25 protein-coding genes are annotated in these 22,140 nt (G+C 54.3%); 6 read left to right on the top strand and 19 right to left on the bottom strand.

What is annotated here, in order from left to right; all coding sequences use genetic code 11:
* Nucleotides 1–37 precede the first annotated feature (37 nt).
* The 3 genes from GKC68_RS02495 to GKC68_RS02485 all read left to right on the top strand — a co-directional run bounded on the left by GKC68_RS02495 (nt 38) and on the right by GKC68_RS02485 (nt 2,208).
* Nucleotides 38–1,054, top strand: coding sequence for a hydrolase (locus tag GKC68_RS02495; RefSeq protein ID WP_028724376.1), 1,017 nt, complete (start codon nt 38–40; stop codon nt 1,052–1,054).
* Between the two features lie 4 nt (nt 1,055–1,058).
* The gene (locus GKC68_RS02490; RefSeq protein ID WP_028724377.1) at nt 1,059–1,277 is read left to right on the top strand and encodes a YheU family protein; all 219 of its coding nucleotides are present in this window, start codon (nt 1,059–1,061) and stop codon (nt 1,275–1,277) included.
* 61 nt (nt 1,278–1,338) lie between these two features.
* On the top strand, nt 1,339–2,208 hold the full coding sequence (locus tag GKC68_RS02485) for a phosphoribulokinase (RefSeq protein WP_089528865.1): 870 nt from the start codon (nt 1,339–1,341) through the stop codon (nt 2,206–2,208).
* 29 nt (nt 2,209–2,237) lie between these two features.
* Here GKC68_RS02485 and GKC68_RS02480 read toward each other — a convergent pair whose 3' ends face one another.
* Nucleotides 2,238–2,642 (bottom strand): OsmC family protein, encoded by a 405-nt coding sequence (locus GKC68_RS02480; RefSeq protein WP_013027492.1) that lies wholly within the window; start codon nt 2,640–2,642, stop codon nt 2,238–2,240.
* A 303-nt stretch (nt 2,643–2,945) separates the two neighbouring features.
* On the opposite strand from GKC68_RS02480, the gene crp reads away from it, so the two are divergent.
* Nucleotides 2,946–3,578: a cAMP-activated global transcriptional regulator CRP gene (crp, locus tag GKC68_RS02475; protein WP_000242758.1), complete on the top strand. Its 633-nt coding sequence runs from the start codon at nt 2,946–2,948 to the stop codon at nt 3,576–3,578.
* 58 nt (nt 3,579–3,636) lie between these two features.
* The gene (locus GKC68_RS02470) at nt 3,637–5,712 is read left to right on the top strand and encodes a YccS/YhfK family putative transporter (RefSeq protein WP_089528866.1); all 2,076 of its coding nucleotides are present in this window, start codon (nt 3,637–3,639) and stop codon (nt 5,710–5,712) included.
* A gap of 1 nt (nt 5,713) precedes the next feature.
* On the opposite strand, the gene GKC68_RS02465 is transcribed toward GKC68_RS02470, so the two are convergent.
* From GKC68_RS02465 to ppiA, 5 genes are all read right to left on the bottom strand, one after another.
* Complete coding sequence (locus tag GKC68_RS02465; RefSeq protein WP_028724380.1) at nt 5,714–6,934, bottom strand: aspartate aminotransferase family protein; 1,221 nt, start codon at nt 6,932–6,934, stop codon at nt 5,714–5,716.
* An 88-nt stretch (nt 6,935–7,022) separates the two neighbouring features.
* On the bottom strand, nt 7,023–7,598 hold the full coding sequence (locus tag GKC68_RS02460) for an aminodeoxychorismate synthase component II (RefSeq protein WP_047714270.1): 576 nt from the start codon (nt 7,596–7,598) through the stop codon (nt 7,023–7,025).
* A 170-nt stretch (nt 7,599–7,768) separates the two neighbouring features.
* Entirely contained in the window at nt 7,769–8,368 is a 600-nt protein-coding gene (locus GKC68_RS02455; RefSeq protein ID WP_047714271.1) for a putative adenosine monophosphate-protein transferase Fic, read from the bottom strand.
* Nucleotides 8,358–8,528 carry a YhfG family protein gene (locus tag GKC68_RS02450; RefSeq protein ID WP_110146287.1) on the bottom strand — a complete coding sequence of 57 codons (171 nt, stop codon included), beginning with the start codon at nt 8,526–8,528 and terminating at the stop codon, nt 8,358–8,360. The genes GKC68_RS02455 and GKC68_RS02450 overlap by 11 nt, the downstream gene beginning before the upstream one ends.
* A 78-nt stretch (nt 8,529–8,606) precedes the next feature.
* On the bottom strand, nt 8,607–9,179 hold the full coding sequence (gene ppiA, locus GKC68_RS02445) for a peptidylprolyl isomerase A (protein WP_014604860.1): 573 nt from the start codon (nt 9,177–9,179) through the stop codon (nt 8,607–8,609).
* Nucleotides 9,180–9,439: 260 nt separating this feature from the next.
* On the opposite strand from ppiA, the gene tsgA reads away from it, so the two are divergent.
* The gene (tsgA, locus tag GKC68_RS02440; RefSeq protein ID WP_028724384.1) at nt 9,440–10,618 is read left to right on the top strand and encodes an MFS transporter TsgA; all 1,179 of its coding nucleotides are present in this window, start codon (nt 9,440–9,442) and stop codon (nt 10,616–10,618) included.
* Nucleotides 10,619–10,654: 36 nt separating this feature from the next.
* Here the strand turns inward: tsgA and GKC68_RS02435 are convergent, their stop codons facing one another.
* The 13 genes from GKC68_RS02435 to pilM all read right to left on the bottom strand — a co-directional run bounded on the left by GKC68_RS02435 (nt 10,655) and on the right by pilM (nt 22,101).
* Nucleotides 10,655–11,938 carry a cytosine deaminase gene (locus GKC68_RS02435; protein WP_342656556.1) on the bottom strand — a complete coding sequence of 428 codons (1,284 nt, stop codon included), beginning with the start codon at nt 11,936–11,938 and terminating at the stop codon, nt 10,655–10,657.
* 275 nt (nt 11,939–12,213) lie between these two features.
* The gene (gene trpS / locus GKC68_RS02430; RefSeq protein ID WP_028724386.1) at nt 12,214–13,218 is read right to left on the bottom strand and encodes a tryptophan--tRNA ligase; all 1,005 of its coding nucleotides are present in this window, start codon (nt 13,216–13,218) and stop codon (nt 12,214–12,216) included.
* Nucleotides 13,219–13,235: 17 nt separating this feature from the next.
* A complete protein-coding gene (locus tag GKC68_RS02425) occupies nt 13,236–13,913 on the bottom strand; it encodes a phosphoglycolate phosphatase (protein WP_028724387.1) in 678 nt (225 codons plus the stop codon).
* A complete protein-coding gene (rpe, locus tag GKC68_RS02420) occupies nt 13,897–14,580 on the bottom strand; it encodes a ribulose-phosphate 3-epimerase (protein WP_014594778.1) in 684 nt (227 codons plus the stop codon). The genes GKC68_RS02425 and rpe overlap by 17 nt, the downstream gene beginning before the upstream one ends.
* Before the next feature lie 66 nt (nt 14,581–14,646).
* Nucleotides 14,647–15,459: an adenine-specific DNA-methyltransferase gene (dam, locus tag GKC68_RS02415; protein ID WP_028724388.1), complete on the bottom strand. Its 813-nt coding sequence runs from the start codon at nt 15,457–15,459 to the stop codon at nt 14,647–14,649.
* Nucleotides 15,460–15,555: 96 nt separating this feature from the next.
* Nucleotides 15,556–16,608 (bottom strand): SPOR domain-containing protein, encoded by a 1,053-nt coding sequence (locus GKC68_RS02410; protein ID WP_089528870.1) that lies wholly within the window; start codon nt 16,606–16,608, stop codon nt 15,556–15,558.
* Between the two features lie 71 nt (nt 16,609–16,679).
* On the bottom strand, nt 16,680–17,768 hold the full coding sequence (aroB, locus tag GKC68_RS02405) for a 3-dehydroquinate synthase (protein WP_028724390.1): 1,089 nt from the start codon (nt 17,766–17,768) through the stop codon (nt 16,680–16,682).
* A gap of 38 nt (nt 17,769–17,806) precedes the next feature.
* Nucleotides 17,807–18,328, bottom strand: coding sequence for a shikimate kinase AroK (aroK, locus tag GKC68_RS02400; protein WP_013027507.1), 522 nt, complete (start codon nt 18,326–18,328; stop codon nt 17,807–17,809).
* Between the two features lie 363 nt (nt 18,329–18,691).
* Entirely contained in the window at nt 18,692–19,963 is a 1,272-nt protein-coding gene (gene hofQ / locus GKC68_RS02395; protein ID WP_342656555.1) for a DNA uptake porin HofQ, read from the bottom strand.
* Nucleotides 19,896–20,288 (bottom strand): HofP DNA utilization family protein, encoded by a 393-nt coding sequence (locus GKC68_RS02390; RefSeq protein WP_342656554.1) that lies wholly within the window; start codon nt 20,286–20,288, stop codon nt 19,896–19,898. The genes hofQ and GKC68_RS02390 overlap by 68 nt, the downstream gene beginning before the upstream one ends.
* A complete protein-coding gene (locus tag GKC68_RS02385) occupies nt 20,275–20,763 on the bottom strand; it encodes a hypothetical protein (protein ID WP_181426941.1) in 489 nt (162 codons plus the stop codon). Before GKC68_RS02385 ends, GKC68_RS02390 begins: the two co-directional genes overlap by 14 nt.
* The gene (locus GKC68_RS02380; protein ID WP_058706303.1) at nt 20,756–21,298 is read right to left on the bottom strand and encodes a PilN domain-containing protein; all 543 of its coding nucleotides are present in this window, start codon (nt 21,296–21,298) and stop codon (nt 20,756–20,758) included. The genes GKC68_RS02385 and GKC68_RS02380 overlap by 8 nt, the downstream gene beginning before the upstream one ends.
* Entirely contained in the window at nt 21,298–22,101 is an 804-nt protein-coding gene (gene pilM, locus GKC68_RS02375; RefSeq protein WP_342656553.1) for a pilus assembly protein PilM, read from the bottom strand. Before pilM ends, GKC68_RS02380 begins: the two co-directional genes overlap by 1 nt.
* Nucleotides 22,102–22,140: the final 39 nt, after the last annotated feature.

The raw sequence follows: 22,140 nt of genomic DNA, 5'->3' as shown, positions 1-22,140 counted from the left end.
CCATTATGTAAAAACTTATCGAAGCTAACAGTGTGATATGGAACAGACAAGCCTTTACAACATGAAATTTTCGGGCCCGGACGGCGCGACGTTCAGCCCCATGCGCGGCCTGACCAATCCGCATGTGCAAACCCTACTGCCGCGCCTGTTCCGCCGTACTATAGCGTTAACGCCTCACTGGCAGCGGCTGGATTTACCCGACGGTGATTTTGTTGATCTGGCCTGGAGTGAAGATCCACAGTTTGCCGCGCATAAACCACGCGTGGTGCTGTTTCACGGTCTGGAGGGCAGCTTCCACAGTCCTTACATCCATGGCCTGATGCAAGTCTGCAGGCAACGCGGCTGGCTGGCCGTAGTGATGCATTTTCGCGGCTGTAGCGGCGAGCCGAACAGGCTAAACCGGATTTACCACTCCGGCGAGACGGAAGATGCACGCTTTTTCCTGACCTGGCTGAAGGCTCGCTGGGGACAGGTTCCTACTGCGGCTGTGGGGTTTTCGCTGGGCGGGAATATGCTGGGTTGCCTGCTGGGCCAACAGGGCAGTGACGTTGCGCTGGATGCCGGCGTTATCGTTTCGGCACCCTTGATGCTTGAACCCTGTAGCGCCCGACTGGAACGCGGGTTTTCCCAAATTTATCAGCGTTACCTGCTGAGCCAGCTTAAAAAGAATGCCAGCCGCAAGCTGCACGCCTGGCCCGACACCTTACCGGTCAATCTCAGTCAGCTGAAAGCCCTGCGTCGCCTGCGTGATTTTGACGACGCCATCACGGCCCGGGCGCATGGCTTTGCCGACGCCACGGACTATTATCGCCGTGCCAGCGCCCTGCCATTGCTGAGATCGGTGACAAAACCGTTGCTGATTATCCATGCAAAAGATGACCCCTTTATGAGCGATGAGGTGATCCCGCAGAATGACCAGTTATCTGCCACTATTACCTATCAGCTGACAACCCACGGTGGTCATGTTGGATTTGTGAGTGGTACCCTGCGTCAGCCTGAATTGTGGCTGGAACAGCGCGTGCCGCAGTGGATTTCCCCTTATCTGGATAGCTAACCCTGTGATTATTCCCTGGCAACAGGTTTCTCCCGAAACCCTTGAAAACCTAATTGAAGCCTTTGTTCTGCGCGAAGGTACCGACTACGGCGAACAGGAACTCAGCCTGACCGAAAAAGTCGCCAATGTGCGACGCCAGCTGCAGCAAGGTGAAGTCGTGTTGGTCTGGTCTGAGCTTCACGAATCGGTCAACATCATGCGCAAAAGTGAGTTCCGTGGCTGATGCACAGAACGAAAAATCGTGCTAACAATGCTCATCGCCTGATTTCACAGGGAGTTTCACTATGTCGGCACGTCATCCGATTATCGCGGTAACAGGTTCCAGCGGTGCCGGAACCACTACCACCAGCCTGGCATTCCGTAAAATTTTTCAGCAACTTAACTTGCATGCGGCCGAGCTGGAAGGCGACAGTTTCCACCGATTTACCCGGCCCGAAATGGATATGGCTATCCGTAAGGCGCGCGATCTGGGTCGCCATATCAGCTACTTTGGTCCGGAGGCGAATGATTTTGGTCTGCTTGAGCAGACCTTTGTTGAATACGGTGCTCAGGGCAAGGGCCAGTCACGTAAATACCTGCATACCTACGACGAAGCGGTGCCCTGGAATCAGGTGCCAGGTACCTTTACCCCGTGGCAGCCGCTGCCACCGAATACGGACGTGCTGTTTTATGAAGGGCTGCACGGCGGCGTCGTGACGGCTCAGCACAACGTCGCTGAAAAAGTGGACTTACTGGTCGGCGTCGTTCCCATCGTTAACCTGGAGTGGATTCAGAAGCTGGTACGCGATACCGGTGAACGCGGTCATTCGCGTGAAGCCGTAATGGATTCGGTGGTGCGCTCAATGGAGGATTACATCAATTTCATTACGCCGCAGTTCTCACGCACCCATATTAACTTTCAGCGGGTTCCAACCGTCGACACCTCTAACCCCTTTGCGGCACGCACCATTCCTTCACTGGATGAAAGTTTTGTCGTCATCCACTTTCAGGGGCTGGAAGATATTGATTTTCCCTACCTACTGGCCATGCTGCAGGGATCGTTTATTTCCAATATCAACACGCTGGTTGTACCTGGCGGGAAAATGGGGCTGGCGATGGAATTAATAATGGCACCGCTGGTAAAACGGCTCATGGAAGGCAAACGCATTGAATAAAATCAGAGGCCGCGCTGGCCTCTGAATAATTACAGCTCGATAACTTCGTAACTGTGGGTAATTTCCACTCCTTTGCCTAACATAATGGCAACCGAGCAATACTTCTCTGCTGAAAGATCGACCGCACGCGCCACGGCTTTATCTGAAAGTGCTTTTCCACTGACGATAAAGTGCAGGTTGATACGGGTAAAGATGCGAGGCGCTTCTTCCCGGCGTTCTGATTCGAGTTTTACTTCGCAATCAGCCACATCGTTGCGACCTTTTTGCAAAATTGATACTACATCAATGGCGCTGCATCCGCCGGCCGCCATCAGCACCATTTCCATAGGGCTGGGCGCTTTATCGCCGGAATTGCCGTCCATTAAGACCTGATGTCCGGACGAAGACTCGCCGAGGAATGTTAACCCTTCAACCCATTTGACTCTTGCCTGCATAATCTGGCCCCCAGAATGCCCTGTTTTTGCGTCAGAGTACGCTTTTGCCTGGTAAACAGCAATCCGTAGAAATCGGCCTTATTGCTGAAGCGAGACAACACAAGACAGTCGGCGAAAGCTGTGCTACAAACAGTGCTGAAAATATTTTTCGTCATCCGAAGACGAAGCCGGGAAGAATGATGCGCTCTGCGCAAATGCAGCCCGAATAATTTCCTGAATGGAAACACGCTTAACGCTTTCATCGCCTGGCAGGGAAACTGAGCCCTGTATTTTGGGCACGATTACAATAGAGGATAATAGCGAATGGTTCTCGGCAAACCGCAAACAGACCCTACACTTGAATGGTTCCTGTCTCATTGCCATATTCACAAGTATCCATCCAAAAGTACGCTGATTCACCAAGGTGAAAAAGCCGAAACGCTTTACTACATCGTGAAAGGTTCCGTCGCGGTACTGATTAAGGATGAAGAAGGCAAAGAGATGATTCTTTCTTATCTGAATCAAGGCGATTTTATTGGTGAGCTTGGCCTGTTTGAAGAGGGTCAGGAGCGCAGCGCCTGGGTACGTGCGAAAACGGCATGCGAAGTGGCAGAAATTTCCTACAAGAAATTTCGTCAGCTCATTCAGGTTAACCCGGATATTTTGATGCGTCTTTCTTCTCAGATGGCTCGCCGTCTGCAGGTGACGTCAGAAAAAGTGGGGAATCTCGCTTTCCTGGATGTGACTGGACGCATTGCACAAACGTTGCTTAATCTGGCTAAGCAGCCAGATGCCATGACGCATCCTGACGGCATGCAAATTAAAATTACGCGTCAGGAAATTGGCCAAATCGTTGGTTGTTCACGTGAAACCGTGGGCCGTATTTTGAAGATGCTGGAAGATCAGAACCTGATCTCCGCACACGGCAAAACCATCGTTGTTTACGGCACACGCTAAGCCTGACTGTTCACGGCGTGATGGCGACATTATGCCGTGAATGTCTTGTGTAGAGCCGATGTGGCGAAGAATAATCTATCACCCCGAAGTTAACTATGCGCTGCGCCAGACGCTGGTGTTGTGCCTTCCCGTAGCGCTCGGCTGGCTGTTCGGCGATTTGCAAAAAGGGTTGCTGTTCTCATTGGTTCCCGCCTGCTGCAACATTGCCGGTCTGGATACGCCCCACAAACGCTTCTTTAAACGCCTGATCATCGGCGGCAGCCTGTTTGCCCTTGGCAGTTTGCTGATGCAGTGGCTGCTGCTAAAAGACGTGCCGCTGCCGCTCATTCTGTTTGCCCTGCCTTTGCTGCTTGGCGTCACCGGAGAGATCAGTCCGCTGCACGCACGGTTACTCCCTGCCACACTGATCGCAGCGATATTTACCACCAGCCTGATTGGCCGCATGCCGCTTTATGTACCGCCCCTGCTCTACATCGGCGGTACGCTGTGGTATGGCCTGTTTAACTGGTTCTGGTTTTGGCTGTGGAAAGAGCAGCCAATGCGTGAAAGCCTGAGTCTGATTTACCGTGAACTGGCGAACTATTGTGACGCCAAGTACACCTTGCTGACGCAACTTACCGATCCGGAGAAGGCGCTACCCCCCTTGCTGGCGCGGCAGCAAAAAGCTATCGACCTGATCAACACCTGCTATCAGCAGATGCATATGCTGTCCGCCAGTCGCGATCACAGTCATAAGCAACTGACCCGCGCTTTTCAGGTCGCACTGGATTTGCAGGAACACATTTCTGTCAGCCTGCATCAGCCCGAAGAAGTGCAAAAACTGGTAGAACAAAGCCATGCTGAGGCCGTGATTCGCTGGAATGCCAAAACCATTTCCGCCCGTTTACGTGAGCTGGCAGACAACATCCTTTACCACCAACTGTCCAGTCGCTTTGACATGGACAAGCAGTTAGGGGCACTGGAAAAAATTGCCCGTCAGCATCCCGACAATCCCGTGGGGAACTTTTGCCTCTACCATTTCAACCGTATCGCGCGCGTACTGCGTACTCAAAAACCCCTTTATCAGCGTGATTTAATGGCGGACCGGCAACGGCGTTTACCGCTTCTGCCCGCACTACGCAGCTATCTTTCGCTGCGATCCTCCGCCCTGCGCACAGCCGGACGTTTCTCTGTGATGCTGATGCTGGGCAGTGCACTGGCGCTGTTCTTTGCGATTCCCAAACCCTACTGGATTCTGATGACCATCATGTTTGTCAGTCAGAGCAACTACAGCGCCACCCGGGTGCGTATTCAGCACCGTGCGTTAGGCACCTTTGCCGGGCTGGCCATCGCGGCGGCTTCGCTGCAGTTAGACGTGCCGGAACCGCTGGTGTTAAGTATCATGCTGGTGATTACCTTTATCAGTTACCGCTTTACCCGGCAGTTTTACGGCTGGTCGATGGTGGGGTTTACCGTCACCGCGGTGTATACGCTGCAACTTCTTTCTCTTAACGGTGCGCAATTCCTGCTGCCACGTTTGCTGGATACGTTAATGGGCTGCCTGATCGCCTTTGCCGGCATGTTATGGCTGTGGCCGCAGTGGCAAAGTGCCCTGCTGCGCCAGAATGCCCATGATGCGCTGGAGGCCTGTCAGGATGCCCTACGAATGTTGCTGGGCCCGGAGCAGTCACCCGATGCACTGGCTTACCAGCGGGTTAAGGTCAACCAGGCGCATAACGCCGTATTTAACTCCCTGAATCAGGCCATGCAGGAGCCGGGATTTAATTCACGCTACCTGCAGGATATGCGCTTATGGGTCACGCACTGCCAGTTTATCGTGGAGCACATTAACGCCATGACCATTCTGGCACGTGAACATACCATGCTGCCGCCCACGCTGGCTGAGCACTACCTGCAATGGTGCGAGATCGCCCTGCAACGGTGTCAGCAACGGCTGGAATATGATGGGGAAAGTTCGCAGACGGATCTGCTACAGGGCGTGGAAGATATAAATGAGGGGCCGGTCACGGTACTGGAGCAGCACGTCAGGCGCATCCTGGATCATCTGAAAGTCATGCACACGATCTCTTCTCTGGCCTGGAACCAGCGACCGCATCACGGTCGCTGGCTGATTCGCAGTCTGGGTCGAAAATGACTCAGGCGGTCAGGACTTTCCCGACCGCTTTGGCAAAGCGCGCCATGCCTTCTTCAATATCGGCGGGTTCAATAATCAGTGAAGGGGCAAAACGCATCACATCCGTACCGGCCACCAGCACCATCACGCCCTCCGCGGCTGCCGCATTCAGGATATCGCGTGCCTTGCCCGCATGCTGCGGCTTCAGGGCTGCACCAATCAGCAGGCCTTTACCACGGATATCACTGAACAGGTCGTGACGCGCATCAATCGCCTTGAGTGCCTCGACAAACTGCTGGCGACGGGATTCCACGCCGTTCAGCACGTCTGGCGTATTGATCAGATCCAGCGCGGTTTCAGCAATCGCACAGGCCAGCGGATTGCCACCATAGGTGGTGCCATGCACGCCAGGCGCCATCGTTGACGCCACCTCCTCGGTGGTCAGCATGGCGCTGACAGGAAAACCGCCGCCCAGCGCTTTCGCCGACGTCAGAATGTCTGGCGTGACGCCGTAGTGCTCATAAGCAAACAGCTTACCGCTGCGCCCCATACCGCTCTGAACTTCATCCAGCACCAGCAACGCCTGATGTTTATCGCAGAGCTCACGCAGCCCCTGCATGAATTCTGGCGTGGCTGGCATGACGCCACCTTCCCCCTGAATCGGCTCAACGACAATCGCGCAGGTGTGGTCGTCGATAACGGCTTTCACTGCCGCAAGATCGTTGAACGGCACATGAACGATATCGGCGGGTTTCGGGCCAAAACCGTCGGAGTATTTTGGCTGACCGCCTACCGTGACCGTAAACAGTGTCCGGCCATGAAAGGCATTATGGAAGGCAATAATTTTGCTTTTAAACGGGCTATGACGTTTACAGGCATAATAACGCGCCAGCTTAAACGCGGCCTCGTTAGCTTCTGCGCCGGAGTTGGCAAAAAACACTCTGTCCGCAAAGGTGGCATTAATCAGTTTACTGGCAAGACGCAGTGCGGGCTCATTGGTGAACACATTGCTGGTGTGCCATAAGGTTTCGCCCTGCTTCTTGAGAGTTTCAATCAGCGCCGGGTGACAATGGCCCAACGCGGTGACGGCAATCCCCCCCGAGAAATCGATATACTCCTTGCCCTGCTGATCCCAGACCCGGCTTCCTTTACCTTTAACCGGTACAAACTGTGCAGGTGCATAAACAGGCAAAATAACTTTATCGAACGTTTCCCGTGTTACCGCACTATTTTCCGCTGCCATTGACAACCTCGCAAACTGATGAGTTGATTCATGATGAAATAATAATCATGAAATATGCATAAAAAATCACTCAAAGGCAAACACAACTTTACTGGTGCAGGAAATTAGCGAGCAGTTGATGCCCCTGTTCGCTGAGGATACTTTCAGGATGAAACTGCACCCCTTCCAGCGCGAGGGTTTTATGGCGAATCCCCATAATCTCATCCGGCTGGCCGTCACGTAAGCTCCATGCGGTCACCTCGAACTCATCAGGCAACGTTTCCGTTTTGACAATAAGTGAATGGTAGCGCGTAACGGTCAACGGCTGATTCAGACCGCGGAATACGCCGCAATCATTGTGCTGCACCGCCGAGGTTTTACCATGCATGACCTCGCGAGCGCGAACAATCTGCGCCCCAAAAACCTGGGCTATCGCCTGATGGCCCAGGCAAACGCCCAGTACAGGAAGACGGCCAGCGTAATGGCGGATGGCCTGCAACGAAATACCGCTCTGATCGGGCGTGCAGGGGCCGGGGGAAATCACCAAATGAGTCAGCGGCAGCGTGCGCATCTCATCAAGGGTAATAGCATCATTTCTTACTACCCGAACCTGAGCACCGAGTTGGCAAAAATACTGGTAGAGGTTCCAGGTAAACGAGTCATAGTTATCAATAAGCAGCAACATGATTGTGATTTCAGGCAGACCAGAAGGATGCGCGGAGCGTTCAGCATCCAGAGTGATGACCAGAGCGCTATCCTATCATGCTGTTCAGGATGAGTGTGATGTGGGGATACAGGATAACCGGTTTCGTGCAGGGCAACGCACCTTGGGCGCCGCCCTGTGGCGTAAGCGGATCAGGGGGCTTTGGCTTCACTGACGATACGGGCAAAGAGCTTTTCCAGCGGCTGCAACGCGCCGGCGGCACCGGCCTGATTTGCCGCAATCCAGTCTTCGGCGCTCAGGTTGTCCCATTCCAGCACGTAGCCGGCATGCAGCGCGAGCTGTTCAAAGAAAATACGCTGCGCCCTGCCGTTACCTTCGCGGAAAGGATGCAGCATATTGACTTCGCAATAGTACCAGGCAATCCGTTTCACAAATTCAGCCTGAGGCAGATCGGCCAAGGCTTTCTCCTCTTCCAGCGCCGCCATCAGTGCATTTCCCTCTTTTTCGATGTACTCGAAATGACAAAAAGGGGTTTCGTCGCGCCAGATGTCCAGCGTACGCAGTTCGCCGGCCCAGCTATAGACGTCCTGAAACAGGGTACGGTGAATATGGCAGAGGTAGGGTAATCCGATCTTGCGTGGGCCCAGTTCAAGCGTAGCAAGGCGCGCGGCACTGAAGCTTAACTCGGCTTTACGCAGCTGCGCGGCATCGTGAATATCAAGACGGTTTTTCAGTACGGTATCGTTTTGCCACAGGTAGGGATCCTGAGTGACGGCAGTGTTAGCAGCCATATTGCCTCCTTAGTGAGGCCAGTCGCTCTACTGCATCTTCACCCTTGATTTCCGGTTCCGTCAGGGTAAAGCCTTCGAGCCGACAGCTTGCCCGATAGCTGGCGTTTCGCCGCTGTTGCCAGAGCGCTGCTTTTTGTTTATCTGTGAGTTTGTTTGCCATACCGCCTCCTGCTCAGGTTTGCTCTAAGTATAAGAGCAAATTTTCCCTTTGCCGGAGACGAGATGGCATGAGATCAAATTACGGTAAGACTTTCGCTGACAAAATAACCACAGGTTTGGTTGGCACATTCTGATACGGGCCCACGTCTTTTGTCGGCACCTGAGAAATTTTATCCACCACGTCCTGGCCTTTAACAATCTTACCAAATACGGCGTAACCAAAATCACGCTGACCGTGATCCAGAAAAGCGTTGTCAGCAACGTTCAGGAAGAACTGGCTGGTGGCGCTGTCTTTATCGGCGGTACGGGCCATTGAGATGGTGCCACGCAGGTTGCGCAAGCCGTTGTCTGCTTCGTTTTTAATCGGCGCGTTGGTTTGTTTTTGCTGCATTTCACTGGTAAAGCCACCGCCCTGGATCATAAAGCCAGGAATGACGCGGTGAAAAATCGTGTTGTTGTAGAAACCGCTGTTGACGTAATCCACGAAGTTTTTAACGGAGACCGGTGCTTTTTGATTATTCAGTTCGAGTTCGATATTGCCAGCAGAGGTGGTAAGCAGAACATGCGTATCACCTTTAGCCGCTAAAGCTGAGGCGGAAACAGAAGAGAGCGCTAACAGGGCAACTGCCGCTGTCAAAGTACGTTTAAACATGAGTAATTCCTTACTTTGGAGAGCCAGCTCAAAAACGATATTGATTGTAAAGAGCATGTAATACAAGAGCCAGCGTTTTACCTATATTTACGCTAAAGGCACCCACCAGAGCCTAAATAAAGTTGCTTCCGCTTCGTGACTAAAATCACAGTATTGATGAAATGAATGACATCAGTTTTCACTCTTAGTTTATTAAGATCACGGTTACGTTTACAATTTCTGACGCTTCAGGCTCTCCCGCTTCCTAACAGGTTCAGAACATGACAAATCGTAATCGTATCGGCCTTACCTGGATTAGCTTTCTCTCGTATGCGCTTACCGGCGCACTGGTGATTGTCACCGGCATGGTAATGGGCGATATCGCGAAAGATTTCCAGATTCCTATCGACAGTATGGGCAACACCTTTACCTTCCTGAACAGTGGCATTCTGGCTGCGGTTTTCCTCAATGCCTGGCTGATGGTGATTGTGCCGCTCAAACGGCAGCTGATATTCGGCTTTGTGCTGATGGTGTTAGCCGTCATCGGCTTAATGACCAGCCGTGATCTGTCGGTATTTTCACTGTGCATGTTCGTGCTTGGCGTGGTCAGCGGCATTACCATGTCGATTGGAACCTTCCTGATAACCCATATGTACGAAGGCCGTCAGCGCGGTTCACGTCTGCTGTTTACGGATTCGTTCTTCAGCATGGCAGGCACCATTTTCCCCATCCTTGCCGGTATCCTGCTGGCGCGTCATCTGCCGTGGTACTGGGTTTACGTCTGTATTGGCGTGATTTATGTTGGCATTTTTATCATGACGCTGTTTGTTGAATTCCCGGTGCTGCGCAAGCCGGAGAACAGTCCGACCGTTGAGAAAGAGAAATGGGGGGCTGGCGTCCTGTTTCTGGCCATTGCGGCGCTATGCTACATCCTGGGCCAGTTAGGCTTTATTTCCTGGGTGCCAGAGTACGCGACCAAAGTCATGGGCATGAATATTGACGACGCCGGTCAGTTGGTGGGCAGTTTCTGGACCGCCTACATGGTCGGTATGTGGGTGTTCAGCTTCCTGCTGCGCTTCTTTGATCTGCAACGTATTTTGATGGTGCTGGCAGGCCTGGCAACGGTGTTGATGTACTGGTTCGTAAGCAGCCATGACGCCAGCATGCTGAGATGGATTATCTTAACGCTGGGCTTTAGCTCAAGCGCAATCTATACCACCATTATCACCCTGGGCTCGCTGCAAACCAAAGTGGCCTCACCCAAGCTGGTTAACTTTATTCTGACCTGCGGCACGGTCGGCACCATGCTGACCTTTGTTGTGACGTCACCGATTGTGAAAAGCAGCGGCGTTCACAGCGCGCTGTTAACCGCAAACGGCCTGTACGCGGTGGTGTTTATTATGTGTGTGCTGTTAGGTCTGGTGACCAAACACCGCTCCCACGGTCATAACACCCATTAAACTTTCTGGGCGGCGCCACCGCGCCGCCCTCGCCTTTCAGCGTGTAAACGTCACGTCTTCCCACTGTTCTAAACAGATTGCGCTTTTCGCAGGCTGCGTCTCGGCGATCACCTTTCCGCGGCGCAGCGAATAGCGCACCGGTACCTGTCTTCTCACCGCGTCAAAGCCGTTTTCCGCTGGCAGGATAATCAAGCTGGCGTCGTGCCCGCGTTGAATGCCGTATTCTGCAAGATTCATCGTTTTGGCACTGTGATGGGTGATCAGATCGAGCCCGGCATTAATTTGTTCATAGCCCATTAGCTGACACACGTGTAGCCCCATATGCAGCACCTGGAGCATATTGGCCGTGCCCAGCGGATACCAGGGATCAAACACATCATCGTGACCAAAGCAGACGTTAATATCCGCCTCCAGAAGCTCTTTAACGCGGGTAATGCCGCGCCGCTTAGGGTAACTGTCGAAACGGCCCTGAAGATGAATATTGACCAGCGGATTCGCTACAAAGTTAATCCCGGAGAGCTTCAGGAGTCGAAACAGACGCGATGTGTAGGCACCGTTATAGGAGTGCATCGCCGTAGTGTGGCTTGCGGTCACGCGTGCCCCCATGCCATCGCGGTGGGCCAACGCGGCCACGGTTTCAACAAAGCGCGACTGCTCATCGTCAATTTCGTCGCAGTGCACATCCACTAGCCGGTCATAACGGTTGGCCAGCGCGAACGTTTTATGCAACGACTCGACGCCGTATTCCCGGGTGAATTCAAAATGAGGAATCGCCCCGACGACATCTGCGCCGAGCCGCAGCGCCTCTTCAAGAAGCGCTTCACCATTCGGATAGGACAGGATGCCTTCCTGCGGAAACGCCACGATCTGAATATCAATCCAGGGTGCCATCTCCGCTTTAAGTTCCAGCATCGTTTTGAGAGCCGTTAAGGTGGGATCGGATACGTCCACATGGGTACGAACAAACTGTATGCCGTTCGCGATTTGCCACTTCAGCGTCTGCATTGCCCGCCGTTTGACGTCCTCATGACTCAGCAACGCTTTGCGCTCTGCCCAGCGCTCAATGCCCTCAAACAAGGTCCCGGACTGGTTCCAGGCTGGCTCTCCCGCGGTTTGCGTGGTATCCAGGTGAATATGAGGCTCAATAAAAGGCGCGAGTGCCAGGCCACCTTCCGCATCCAGCGAGGCGCCGTCCGCAGATATCTGCTGAGGCTGTGCCGTCATTCGGACGATTTTCCCTTCAGCAATTTCTATCTGCCACAGTCCGTCACGTGTGGGCAGACGCAGATTATTTATCCATCGAAGTGGTGCGGTTGTCATTGCGGGCTCCTGATGCGTTAAGCGCTGCTGATTAAAGCTAACACGATAGCGTTGCCCTGCTCCAGATGACTTTGTCAGTCAGTTACCTCACTCAGGGTCCCAGACTGAATCGTGCAGCGCTCCTTTAAGAGGTTTAGCTTGCTGCGATTGATGGACATCAACCAGCGCCAGACAGGTGATCCGCCGCTGTCGGATTGTCCTGCACGAAACATTTCGCTGGTGGTAAAAACAAAACGGCGAGCCTACGCTCGCCGTTTACATGCCCGACTCGCCGATTAGGGCTGAGCGACAAAACCTACAGCGTCATAAACCTTTTTCAGGGTTTCCTGCGCCTGAGCACGGGCTTTCTGCGCACCGTCACGCATCACCTGCTCCAGCAGCGCTTCATCGTTACGGAAGCGATGATAGCGTTCCTGCAGATCAGTCAGCATACCGGACACCGCATCAGCTACCGCGCCTTTGAGATGCCCGTACATTTTGCCTTCAAACTCCTGCTCCAGCGCCGTTACGGGCTTGCCGGTCACGCCTGACAGAATGTCCAGCAGGTTTGATACGCCCGCCTTCTCTTTAATGTCATAGCGAATGACCGGCGGCTCTTCCGAGTCGGTCATCGCGCGCTTGATTTTTTTGACCACAGATTTTGGATCTTCAAGCAGGCCGATAACGTTATTGCGGTTATCGTCCGACTTAGACATCTTTTTCGTCGGTTCCAGCAGGGACATCACGCGTGCGCCAGATTTAGGAATGAATGGCTCGGGCACTTTAAAGATATCGCCATACAACGCGTTAAACCGGCTCGCAATGTCGCGACTCAGTTCAAGGTGCTGTTTCTGGTCTTCACCCACTGGCACCTGCGCCGTCTGATAAAGCAAAATGTCTGCAGCCATCAGCACCGGATAGCTGAACAATCCCGCGTTGATGTTTTCTTCATAGCGCGAGGATTTGTCTTTGAACTGCGTCATACGGTTCAGCTCACCAAAATAGGTATAGCAGTTCAGGATCCAGCTGAGCTGCGTGTGCTCCGGCACATGGGACTGAACGAAGATAGTGCTTTTCTCGGGATCGATACCACAGGCCAGATACAGCGCCAGCGTATCTAAGGTGGCTTTACGCAGTGCTGCCGGGTCCTGGCGAACGGTGATCGCGTGCAGGTCGACGATACAGTAAATGCAGTGGAAATCATCCTGCATCTGCACCCACTGACGCAGCGCACCCATATAGTTGCCAATGGTCAGTTCGCCGGACGGCTGTGCGCCGCTGAAAACGATGGGTTTGCTCATGCTTATGTCCTGATAAATTACCGCCCGATAGCGGGCAAAAGTTCGTCAAAAGAGTCAAGGGTGAGATCGGGTTGGCTGGTCGCAATAGGCTCGCCGTAGTTATAGCCAAAGGTCATACCAATATTGGGAACACCAGCCGACTGTGCAGCCAAAATATCGTTGCGCGAATCCCCGACAAACAGCAACTGCGCGGGCAGCAGGCCAAATTTACCCAGCACCAAAAAAATGGCCGCGGGATGCGGTTTTTTCGCTACGACGTCATCACCGCCAATAATCAGTGAAAACGCGTCATCAATCCCCAAAGACTTCAGCAGCGGGGCGACAAACGGCGTAGGCTTATTGGTCACAATCGCCATCGGTATCCCCTGCGCCTGCAGGGTTGCCAGCGTTTCCTTGACCTGAGGAAACAGCGTGCTGCCGGCTTCCACGGTGCTGGCATAGTGCTTGTCAAAGAGCACTCGCGCATCACGCTGCTCATCCTGCTGTGGCTCACGCCCCAGCGCCCAGGTCAGCGCGCGGGCCATCATGATATCCGCACCGTTACCAATCCAGGTGGACACGCGCGCCACGCCGGCAGCCGGTAAACGTAGTTCCTCAAGCGTCAGATCGATTGCGTTAGCCAGGCCCGGCGCGCTGTCGACCAGCGTGCCATCCAGATCGAACGCCAGTGCGCGTATATCAGTGAAATGAGCCATTGGCTTTCTCCAGCTCGTTTCGCATGTCATCGATTACTTTTTTGTAGTCCGGATGACCAAAGATGGCTGAACCGGCCACAAACATATCCGCGCCTGCTGCGGCGATCTGGCCAATGTTATCAATCTTCACGCCGCCGTCCACTTCCAGACGAATGCTATAGCCGCTCTGATCGATGCGCTTACGCGCTTCACGTAGCTTATCCAGGGTGCCGGGAATAAATGACTGCCCGCCGAAGCCAGGGTTCACCGACATCAGCAGAATGATATCCAGCTTATCCATCACATAGTCAAGGTAGCTGAGCGGCGTGGCGGGATTGAAGACCAGGCCGGCTTTGCAACCATGCTCTTTGATCAACTGCAGCGTACGGTCAACATGCTCGCTGGCTTCCGGGTGGAAAGTAATGTAGGTGGCACCGGCTTTGGCAAACTCGGGAATTAACGCATCCACGGGCTTCACCATTAAATGCACATCGATTGGGGCCGTAATACCGTAATCGCGCAACGCTTTCAGTACCATCGGTCCCATGGTCAGATTGGGAACATAGTGGTTATCCATAACGTCGAAGTGAACCACGTCGCCTCCGGCCGCCAGTGCTTTCGCAGTGTCTTCACCCAGGCGAGCAAAGTCTGCCGAAAGGATGGAAGGGGCCAGCAAATATTGTTTCATCCGATTCTCCACTGTTGTGCGCCAGCATCGCTGCTGGCGAAATACCCTGGCCGCGGACGAAACAGACTAGCGATAGAGTGCCAGCAGTTCGTCGACCTTGGTGCGGCCGGTTATGCTTCGGCTAATAGAACGCCGGACTTTAACCACATGTAACACGGCATCCTGATACCAGCAACGCGTCAGCTCAGTATCATGATTAGAAATCAGTACCGGAATCTGGCTCTCAGACGCCAGCTTAGCCGCCAGCTGTGCCAGATGCTGCTGTTCATGCAGACTGAAACTGTTGGTGTGGTAAGCCGTAAAGTTAGCCGTCGCGGACAGTGGCGCGTACGGCGGATCACAATATACCACAGAGCCTTTCCGGGCATTGTTCAGGGTAACATCGTATGATTCACAGACAAACGTCGCTTTCTGCGCACGTTCGGCAAACCACAGTAACTCTGCTTCCGGAAAGTAGGGTTTGCGGTAGCGACCAAAAGGAACGTTGAACTCGCCGCGTAAATTGTAGCGACACAGGCCGTTGTAACAATGGCGATTAAGATAGAGAAATAGCAGCGCACGCTGATAAGCATCCTGGCTGAGATTGAATTCAGTGCGAAGATGGTAATAGCAGGCTTCGTTATTCCCTTCAGGCGTAAAGAGTAAACGCGCATCGCGGATAAAATCTGCCGTACGCGTTTTCACGATGTTGTAGAGATTGATGAGATCGTTGTTGATATCGGCCAGATGATAGCGATCAAAATCGGTGTTGAGAAACACTGAGCCAGCGCCAACAAAGGGTTCGATCAGGCAATCACCTTGCGGCAGGTAACGGTGGATCTCTTCGACTAAGGGAAACTTTCCCCCCGCCCATTTCAAAAAAGCGCGATTTTTTTTCATGCTGTCGTGGTAATTACATCTTATTGTGAGGCTGTGGTTAAACCGACAGCAGATCTGCGCTTAAAACGGGACCTGCCTGTGCAGGTCCCACATCATTTATTGGCTGGCTTCTTTCCTGACCTGACTGACCGGTTTTACCCATGGGTTCTGTGCGCGGACGGCGGCAGGCAAGGTTGCTACAGCGCGTTTTGCGTCCGCGGGCGTTGCATACGCACCACTCACCAGCACGTACCAGGGTTGGCCATTGCGCGTCGTCTTATACACATGGTACGCGCTCAGATTCTGTTTCCTGGCCCATGCATTCAGGCTTTCTGCTTTAGAGGCACCGCTCAGCTGCAGCGTGTAATTGCCGCCAGGCAGCGATTTACTCGCCGCTGCGCCGCTGCCAGCGGCTTTAGCTGGCGCAGTATTCGCGGCAGTGTGCGCTGGCGTGGTGTGGGTTTTGTGCTCGCTGGCTGCGGGCCTGGTCGTGGTTTTAACCGGTTGCTCACGCATATGACGTGGGGCGACTGCGGTCTGACCTGAAGACGCTCGCCCTGTTGTTGCAGGCGCTGAACCGGCTTTGCCGCTAACCGTGGCGGGCGCCGTAGGCAGTGAGCCGCTGTTTTCTGCGCCCTGCACCGCGCCATCAACCTGCTGCTGTTGATTGGTCAGGGCGCTGTTGAGATCGCCGGGCAACGTTACGCGCTGCTGATTTGCTGGGGTTTCAACGGGCGCTGCCTGCGTCGGCGTTGAAGCCACCGGCGGCATAGAAATATCGCGTGGCGCATTTGTCGCGCCGGCAGAAGAATCCGTACCTGGTGCATTCTGCGCTGTCGAAGAGGACGGCTGAGTCCCTGCGGCATTTTGTCCACCGCTCATGGCGGTAGATCCACTCAGATCAATATTTTTTTCGTTGCCCGTTCCCGCAGTTCCGCTGGCAGGCGCGTTCTTATTATCGCTGGCCGAAGAGGACTTACTGTCGTCAGAACCGTTGAGCGCAGAACCGATTCCCAGCACTAACAGCAGTAACACCAGAATCCCGACGCCCATCATGACATGCTGGCGCGATACCGGTGCTTTCGTCGCAGAAGACGATTTACGTGGGCGCGAGGGACGACGGTCGCTGGCGTCAGGTTTTAACTCATCATCCGGTTTGAACTCATCCATTTTGCCTCCTCCGTAAAGCGGCATCCCGCACTGCGCACCTGCGCGCCGCGTCACCACTTACCTGCTTAATATCAAGATTTCTGGCAATCATTAATTGCAGCCATCACCATATCATGAGCCACGCCACCGCGCACTTCAGCGCGACCAATGGACAGCGGCAGTATCAGACGCAATTCACCGGCCAGCACTTTTTTGTCACGCATCATATGCGGCAAATAGTCCTCTGCCTGCATCTCTACCGGCCCGTTCACCGGTAAACCGGCCCGCTGCAGTAAAGCAATGATGCGATCGGTGTCCTGTGCGCTGAACTGGCCCAGACGTTGCGCCGTGCGCGCCGCCATGACCATCCCGGCAGCAATCGCCTCACCATGCAACCAGTTGCCATAGCCCATATGGGCTTCAATGGCATGACCAAAAGTATGACCCAGATTCAGTAATGCGCGCTGACCGTGCTCGTGCTCATCTGCGGCAACGACCTCCGCCTTCAACTCGCAGCAGCGGCGAATACACCAGGCCAGTGCAGATTCATCCAGAGCCAGAAGCCCATCAAGATTCTGCTCAAGCCACTGAAAGAATTCACCGTCCAGGATAATGCCATACTTGATGACTTCAGCCAGACCGGAAGCCAGTTCACGTGGCGGCAGTGAACGAAGACACAGCGTATCGATCACCACCGAGGCGGGCTGATAAAACGCGCCGATCATGTTTTTGCCAAGAGGATGGTTAACGGCCGTTTTGCCGCCAACCGATGAGTCAACCTGCGACAGCAGCGTTGTCGGTACCTGAATAAAGCGCACACCGCGCTGATAGCTTGCCGCAGCAAACCCCGTAAGATCGCCAATGACACCACCGCCAAGCGCCACCAGCGTAGTATCACGGCCGTGGGGTTTTTGCAGTAGTGCGGTAAAGACCTGATCCATCACGGTCAGCGTTTTATACTGCTCACCGTCGGGTAAAATCACCTGATCCGTTTTCACCCCCGCCGCCTTCAGCAGAGCCGATACCTTATCCAGGTAGAGCGGTGCCAGCGTCTGGTTAGTCACCAGCATAGCATTGTCACCCGCTTTTAACGGCCAAAAAGAAGCCGGATCGTTAAACAGTCCGGCGGCGATAGTGATGGGGTAACTACGTTCCCCCAGTGAAACGGTGATCTTCTCCATGGTGCTCGATACCTGTCAAAGAGCCTTCAAACGTTGGATCAACTTTTTTCCAACATGTGGATAATCTGATTCGCCACCACTTTTGCACTTTGATCGTCAGTGCGGATAGTGACGTCGGCGATCTCTTCATAAAGCGGGTTACGTTCACCTGCCAGCGCTTCAAGCACTTCACGCGGCGGTGATTCTACCTGCAGTAAGGGGCGTTTTTTATCACGCTGTGTACGTGCCAGTTGTTTCTCAATAGTGGTTTCAAGATACACCACGACGCCGCGAGCGGAGAGACGATTACGTGTTTCCCGGGATTTTACGGAGCCACCGCCGGTCGCCAGGACGATGCCCTGCTTCTCGGTCAGTTCATTGATGATTTTTTCTTCACGATCGCGGAAGCCAGCTTCGCCTTCAACGTCAAAAACCCAGCCCACATCCGCTCCGGTGCGTCGCTCAATTTCCTGATCGGAATCGAAGAACTCCATATTGAGTTGCTGAGCCAACTGACGGCCAATAGTGCTTTTGCCGGCACCCATCGGCCCAACCAGAAAGATATTGCGTTTCTCTGCCATTTTGTCGGTATTACTAAGAATTCGTTAATGATACCCCGCTTTCAGCATTTTGCTGGCGGGACAGGAACTGAGACCTCATGAGCGTTAGCAAGAGTCAGACGAAAAATTATCTCAACACTCAAGGCTGTTTGGCAACCGATTATATTGCTTACAGCACATCCATTTCTGAATTGGTCCGTCGTTCGCGAAACTGTAATGCGTCAGTACAGCGTTGTGACATCACGGCGGGCAGAGGAATTCTTTCATCTGCCTGCCTGGTTTTTCCAACACAGACGCTTACAACGTGTTAAAAATCGCTAAACCTTGTAAGCTAATTCCAGCCCTGCGTCAACGCAGTTGGACTTTATGGGCACATTTTCCGTTTTATCGTGCCGAAAGCGCTGCTTCCCTGACCAATCGCGGCGTCATGAAAATGACCAGCTCACGTTTTCTCTGCTCTTCTGCATGCTGCCGAAACAGGCTGCCCACAACAGGAAGATTACCGAGCAGCGGAACCTGGCGCTGCCCGCGCGTGCGCTGCTGATGAAAAATGCCCCCCAGCGCCAGCGTTTGCCCGTCACTGACCGTGACCTGAGTTTCAATTTCCTGCTTATCAATGGACAAAACCTGTGAATCGCCGGTCTGAACCGCCCGACCCGGCACGTTCTGACTGATGCGTATTTTGAGCTGAATGCGGCCATTGCCTAAAACGGCAGGCGTGACCTCCATGCCCAGCACGGCCTCTTTGAACTCAATGCTGGTCGCTCCGCTGTTGCCGGCAGAGACTTCATAAGGGATTTCAGTGCCTTGCTTAATGGACGCCGTTTGTTGATGGGAGGTAAATAAGCGCGGGCTGGCGATAATTTCCACCTGATTTTCCTGCTCCAGAGCGCTGAGTTCCAAATCCAGAAGTTTACCGCCAATCCGCGACAGCGTGACGCCCACAGACACGTCGTGTGAATTCAGCCCCAATGGAACATCAAGTAAAGGATGACGTAATGCACGATTTATGGCATCGCCTTCGTTATACAGCCGCCAGTTGACGCCCAGTTCATGCAAGTGCTCTTCGCTGATGGTGACGATATGCGCTGCCAGTTCCACCTGCTCCAGCGGGACATCCAGCGCACGTATCCAGCGCGCAGTCTCTTCAAGCGCCGACGGGCTGTCGCGTAGCAGGAGACTGTTGGTCCGGCTGTCAACCGTTGCACTGCCGCGCGCGGTCATCAGCGATGGCCGTTCACTCTGCAGGCTGCGATGGACGTCGCTGGCACTGGCATAGTGCAGGGAGATCCTGCGTTGTTGCAGCGGCTGTTGCTGTAACGCTTCGGCCTGTTGTGCCTTTTCGGCCTCATGCTGTTGCTGCTGCCAGCTCTCAGGATAAACCAGCAGAACGTTCTCCTCTTCCAGTAAGGTCAGGCGAGCCATACGGCCGACCAGCGACAGCGCCTGTTGCCAGGGCACATTTTCCAGCCGCAATGACAGCCTTCCCTCAACCTCAGGCGAAATCATCAGGTTAATGTGCTGATAATCAGCCAGCGCCTGCAAAACGCGTTCAACAGGCGCATCGTCAAATGCCAGGCTTAAGCCGTCATCGTGGCCGGCGTGAGCGGGCGTCAGGCAAAGCACCAGCCACGTCAGAATCGCTGTTCTTATCATGCAGGCTTCCTTTAAGACGAAAGGTGAAACGTTGAGATGAACAACTGCCCGGTACTGACAGTTCAAGGGTACGCGACGTGAACTGCACGGTTTGCCACGGCCCCTTCGGGAAAGGACGATCGCTGAGAACTTTCACGCCGTGCCCCTGCGGCGTCACCAGCCAGCCCTGAAACCTTGGCGCACGACCCACAATGCCCTGTAAGCGCCATTCGCTGAGCGGCTCAACGTCTGCCACACAAGCCGTACCGGGAAGAGGACGAAAAGGATCGCGCGCATGAACGGCGCCGCAGCAGAGCAATAACAGGATAACGCTAACGGGCTTCATCGGATTGCAGCCAGAGTTGCGCGACCAGATGTGCCGGATGTGCGGTAAGTTGAAAACGCCCCGGAAATGCCGTCGCGGATTGCGACAACGCTGAAAACAGCGGTTGAAACTGCACCCACTGCAGGTGGAAAGTCAGCACCCGCGGCTCTTCATCAGTAAGCCACTGCGTTAACTGCGCCCCACGCTCCGCGATGATGGCCTCCAGCGTGCGTGGCGCTACGGGTTGTCTTGCCGTTTCCAGCACCAACTGCGCCTGTAATGTCGCAATGTCAGGATGCTGAGCCAGCTGAAACTGCCGCTGTTGCACCCGCTGCTGCTGCTGCGCCAACTGAAGCCGGGCTTCGTGCGTTACCCGCCGCTGCGGCTGCAATAGCATCCACCAGGCAATAAAGAACAGCCCAGAGGCTGCCGCCAGCAGGCTGAGATAGCGAAGCGGCCAGGTTAACTGTAACCAGTGCTGCATAGCGTTACTCACTGACTTCCTCCTTGAGTTTGATGCGCAGCGTGAAGTGGTAATCCCCTTCTGGCTGGCGCTGCACATTGCCCTGCCGAATCTGCGCAAAAAAAGCCACGCCCGTTAAGCGCTGACGAAAATGGCGGATAGCCTGCATCTGCAGTGCCCTGCCCTCCAGCAGCAACTGCGCATCGTGCTTTTCCAGCCGCGTTAACCACAGCCCATCGGGCAGCATGACCGGCAGGTCCTGCCAAAGCTGCTGCCAGACGCTGAATTGCCGGGACTGCTGACGAAGCCAGACGCGCTGTTGCTGCAACCCGTCCAGCTGTTGCAGCAGATGTTTTTGCTGCTCTGCTCGCGCAACAAGGCGCTCAAGGAGAGGACTGAGTTGAGCATGCTGCCGCCGGACATGAATGAGAGCCTGATGTTCCTGCCAGTACAACAGGAGCACCACCAGCGTTAAAAGCAATAATGTCAGGCCCAGCGCGATCATGCTCTGGCGTCGTTGACGCTGCCAGCGCCACGCCCGCCAGGGTAAAAGATTAACCGCTACCATCAGCGATCCTCCTTTCGCAGCGCCAGCCCGGTTGCCAGCGCGAACGCACCGGGATTTTCAGGTAAAGGCGGCTGATAGCGAAGTGGCTGGAAGGGTGAAAAAGGACGCGTTCCCTCTTGAGACGAGAGGTTGTCGGCATCGCAATAAAACAGATGGCTTGCCTGTGGAAAGGCCTGCTCACGCAGAGCCGATAACCCGTCCGCTTCAGCCAAAGATGCTGCACTGATGCCGTCACTCCACAGGTAACGTGCATCCTGTCGTAAAACCACTACACTTCCCGCAGCTAATTGCGCCTGCTCAGTCACCATTTTTAGCGCATACGTAGCCAGTTCAAACACGCGGGGCTTGAGTCCTGCCTGCGTTAGCGGGGCCAGCCACTGTTGCACCACATCAAGCCGGGCTGCCGTAATACACAGCTGGTTATGGGCGGGATCGAGACGGTAATCCAGCGCCAGTTCGCGCACGTCAACGGGGAAAAGGCGTTGGGCCGCCGCCTGGATGAAACGGCTTAATGCGGGTTCTTTTAACGGCAGTTCGGGCGGGGAAAGCGGCTGCTGCAATACCAACTGGACAGGCAGGCCCACACGCAGTGAGTAGCGCAGAGGCAAGCGCTTGCGCCAGCGGGTTAACACGGCCAGCAATTCAGGGGAAGATTGCAGCACGCCGTTTCTTAACGTATCTTGCGCCAGCCGCTGCTGCCACCAGTGGCATAACTGCCAGCCCTGGCGGCGACGCTGGATGGCAATGGCGCAGCACTGCCTGTTCTGGATATCCAGCCCAATTTGCCAGCTGTGAAAAGTCATGCGCGCGATCTCCTTATCGTCCGAAAAAATGGACATATC

This window comes from Pantoea sp. RSPAM1, assembly GCF_038816185.1.
In the GTDB taxonomy this organism is placed as follows: Bacteria; Pseudomonadota; Gammaproteobacteria; order Enterobacterales; family Enterobacteriaceae; genus Pantoea; species Pantoea ananatis.
This window is presented reverse-complemented; position numbering and strand designations above follow the sequence as displayed.

What these genes read in the sequence shown, in the direction of transcription:
- GKC68_RS02495 (WP_028724376.1), top strand. Translation starts at nt 38, where the DNA reads ATGGAACAGACAAGCCTTTACAACATGAAATTTTCGGGCCCGGACGGC.
- GKC68_RS02485 (WP_089528865.1), top strand. Translation starts at nt 1,339, where the DNA reads ATGTCGGCACGTCATCCGATTATCGCGGTAACAGGTTCCAGCGGTGCC.
- GKC68_RS02480 (WP_013027492.1), bottom strand. Translation starts at nt 2,642, where the DNA reads ATGCAGGCAAGAGTCAAATGGGTTGAAGGGTTAACATTCCTCGGCGAG.
- crp (WP_000242758.1), top strand. Translation starts at nt 2,946, where the DNA reads ATGGTTCTCGGCAAACCGCAAACAGACCCTACACTTGAATGGTTCCTG.
- GKC68_RS02470 (WP_089528866.1), top strand. Translation starts at nt 3,637, where the DNA reads ATGTGGCGAAGAATAATCTATCACCCCGAAGTTAACTATGCGCTGCGC.
- GKC68_RS02465 (WP_028724380.1), bottom strand. Translation starts at nt 6,934, where the DNA reads ATGGCAGCGGAAAATAGTGCGGTAACACGGGAAACGTTCGATAAAGTT.
- GKC68_RS02460 (WP_047714270.1), bottom strand. Translation starts at nt 7,598, where the DNA reads ATGTTGCTGCTTATTGATAACTATGACTCGTTTACCTGGAACCTCTAC.
- GKC68_RS02455 (WP_047714271.1), bottom strand. Translation starts at nt 8,368, where the DNA reads ATGGCTGCTAACACTGCCGTCACTCAGGATCCCTACCTGTGGCAAAAC.
- GKC68_RS02450 (WP_110146287.1), bottom strand. Translation starts at nt 8,528, where the DNA reads ATGGCAAACAAACTCACAGATAAACAAAAAGCAGCGCTCTGGCAACAG.
- ppiA (WP_014604860.1), bottom strand. Translation starts at nt 9,179, where the DNA reads ATGTTTAAACGTACTTTGACAGCGGCAGTTGCCCTGTTAGCGCTCTCT.
- tsgA (WP_028724384.1), top strand. Translation starts at nt 9,440, where the DNA reads ATGACAAATCGTAATCGTATCGGCCTTACCTGGATTAGCTTTCTCTCG.
- GKC68_RS02435 (WP_342656556.1), bottom strand. Translation starts at nt 11,938, where the DNA reads ATGACAACCGCACCACTTCGATGGATAAATAATCTGCGTCTGCCCACA.
- trpS (WP_028724386.1), bottom strand. Translation starts at nt 13,218, where the DNA reads ATGAGCAAACCCATCGTTTTCAGCGGCGCACAGCCGTCCGGCGAACTG.
- GKC68_RS02425 (WP_028724387.1), bottom strand. Translation starts at nt 13,913, where the DNA reads ATGGCTCATTTCACTGATATACGCGCACTGGCGTTCGATCTGGATGGC.
- rpe (WP_014594778.1), bottom strand. Translation starts at nt 14,580, where the DNA reads ATGAAACAATATTTGCTGGCCCCTTCCATCCTTTCGGCAGACTTTGCT.
- dam (WP_028724388.1), bottom strand. Translation starts at nt 15,459, where the DNA reads ATGAAAAAAAATCGCGCTTTTTTGAAATGGGCGGGGGGAAAGTTTCCC.
- GKC68_RS02410 (WP_089528870.1), bottom strand. Translation starts at nt 16,608, where the DNA reads ATGGATGAGTTCAAACCGGATGATGAGTTAAAACCTGACGCCAGCGAC.
- aroB (WP_028724390.1), bottom strand. Translation starts at nt 17,768, where the DNA reads ATGGAGAAGATCACCGTTTCACTGGGGGAACGTAGTTACCCCATCACT.
- aroK (WP_013027507.1), bottom strand. Translation starts at nt 18,328, where the DNA reads ATGGCAGAGAAACGCAATATCTTTCTGGTTGGGCCGATGGGTGCCGGC.
- hofQ (WP_342656555.1), bottom strand. Translation starts at nt 19,963, where the DNA reads ATGATAAGAACAGCGATTCTGACGTGGCTGGTGCTTTGCCTGACGCCC.
- GKC68_RS02390 (WP_342656554.1), bottom strand. Translation starts at nt 20,288, where the DNA reads ATGAAGCCCGTTAGCGTTATCCTGTTATTGCTCTGCTGCGGCGCCGTT.
- GKC68_RS02380 (WP_058706303.1), bottom strand. Translation starts at nt 21,298, where the DNA reads ATGGTAGCGGTTAATCTTTTACCCTGGCGGGCGTGGCGCTGGCAGCGT.
- pilM (WP_342656553.1), bottom strand. Translation starts at nt 22,101, where the DNA reads ATGACTTTTCACAGCTGGCAAATTGGGCTGGATATCCAGAACAGGCAG.